This is a genomic window from Isoptericola sp. NPDC056605, assembly GCF_042792795.1.
Taxonomy (GTDB): domain Bacteria; phylum Actinomycetota; class Actinomycetes; order Actinomycetales; family Cellulomonadaceae; genus Isoptericola.
This window is the reverse complement of sequence record NZ_JBHTVT010000053.1, coordinates 1-1,631: the sequence shown is the minus strand read 5'-3', so window position 1 is coordinate 1,631 and position 1,631 is coordinate 1. Positions and strand designations below refer to the sequence as shown.

General features: G+C 37.2%; 1 protein-coding gene. It reads left to right on the top strand.

Annotated elements, in window-relative coordinates; all coding sequences use genetic code 11:
* Positions 1 to 256: 256 nt before the first annotated feature.
* Positions 257 to 1,504 (top strand): IS256-like element ISBsu2 family transposase, encoded by a 1,248-nt coding sequence (locus ACFQ8Y_RS22685; protein ID WP_031600262.1) that lies wholly within the window; start codon positions 257 to 259, stop codon positions 1,502 to 1,504.
* The last annotated feature ends 127 nt before the right edge of the window (positions 1,505 to 1,631 follow it).

The window sequence follows — 1,631 nt, the reverse complement described above, 5'->3', positions numbered from 1 at the left end:
GGATTATATGAACATCATTGAACAGTTGCAAAATGAAGAAAATCCAAATGCAAAACAAATGGCAGAACTGATGGAAAATAAATTCAAAAAGCAATTATAAGCTTACTTTGCTGAAGAAGTAGCAGAAAACGCCAACTCAAGCGGAGAACCGCTGGACTTGGGGAGTGTAATATTAACTGTGTAAGTAAGGAATGCGTACGGTTCCTTACTCACACAGTTTTTTATTTGATAGAATAATAAGTATAAAGCTAAAGGAGTGGTTTCAGTGGGGAAATTGAAAAGAGATCCGAACTCCGTAGAATTAGCTAACAAGATTATCGAACAGTATCAGCCTAAATCAGTAGAAGATATGCAAGAAGCATTAAAAGACATATTTGGTCCCATGTTTGAGTCAATGCTAAAAGGTGAAATGAATCACCATTTGGGCTATGAATCCAATGACAAGGGAGAAAAAGAAACAAGAAATAGAAGAAATGGATATGGCAAAAAGATCGTGAAAACAACAGCAGGAGAAGTTGAAATTGCAGTCCCCCGTGATCGTGATGGTTCATTTGAACCGCAGTTGATTCCAAAGCGTAAAAGAGATGTATCCTCTATAGAGGATAAGGTCATTTCGATGTATGCCAGAGGAATGTCACAACGAGACATTTCTTCCACGATAGAAGACATCTATGGCTTTTCTGTATCTCATGAAATGGTATCCGACATTACGGATACTGTACTTCCTAATTTAGAAGAGTGGCAAAATCGTCCCTTAAGTAACTGTTACCCTTTTGTGTTTGTCGATTGTCTTTACACAACCATTCGTAATGACTATGAAACGAAGAAGTATGCCGTTTACACAATACTAGGATATACCATAGAAGGTAAAAAGGACATTCTAGGTTTGTGGTTGAATGAAACGGAAAGTAAACATAAATGGATGCAAATTTTTGATGAAATCAAATCTCGTGGTGTAGAAGATATCTTCTTTCTCTCAATGGATGGCGTTAGTGGTCTGGAAGAAGGAGCACGTGCGATTTTTCCTGATGTGACCGTACAGAGATGTATTGTTCATTTAATTCGAAATTCGATTAAGTATATACCAAGTAAAGACTACAAGCCTTTTACTGCTGCCTTAAAGAAAGTGTATGGAGCTCCAAGCCTTAAGGCTTGTCACAGTGCATTTGAATCTTTTGAAAAGCAGTGGTCTACGTACCCTGGAGCTGTAGACGTATGGAAACGAAACTTTTCTCATGTGGAACAACTTTTCGATTATGGTGGTAATATTCGTAAAATCATGTACACTACAAATGCCGTTGAAAGTATCCACTCTAGCTTTCGAAAAGTCACGAAAAAAGGAGCATTCCCCCATGAGAATGCCCTATTAAAAATATTGTTTTTACGAACAAAAGAATTAGAAAAGAAATGGGATGGTGGACGCATCCAGCAATGGGCTATGGTCATGAATCAACTATTAGTTCATGACCACCTAAAGGAACGTGTGAAGAAATATCTAGAATAACTTACACACTTTTCTTGACAAGCCCTATGATAATAGACTTCAGACAGTTTTAAATAAAACTCTGCTTTTTCAATCTTGTCGGAGATCGTTGGAATTTTGCGTTCAGCTTTTTTGTAATATGTAATGG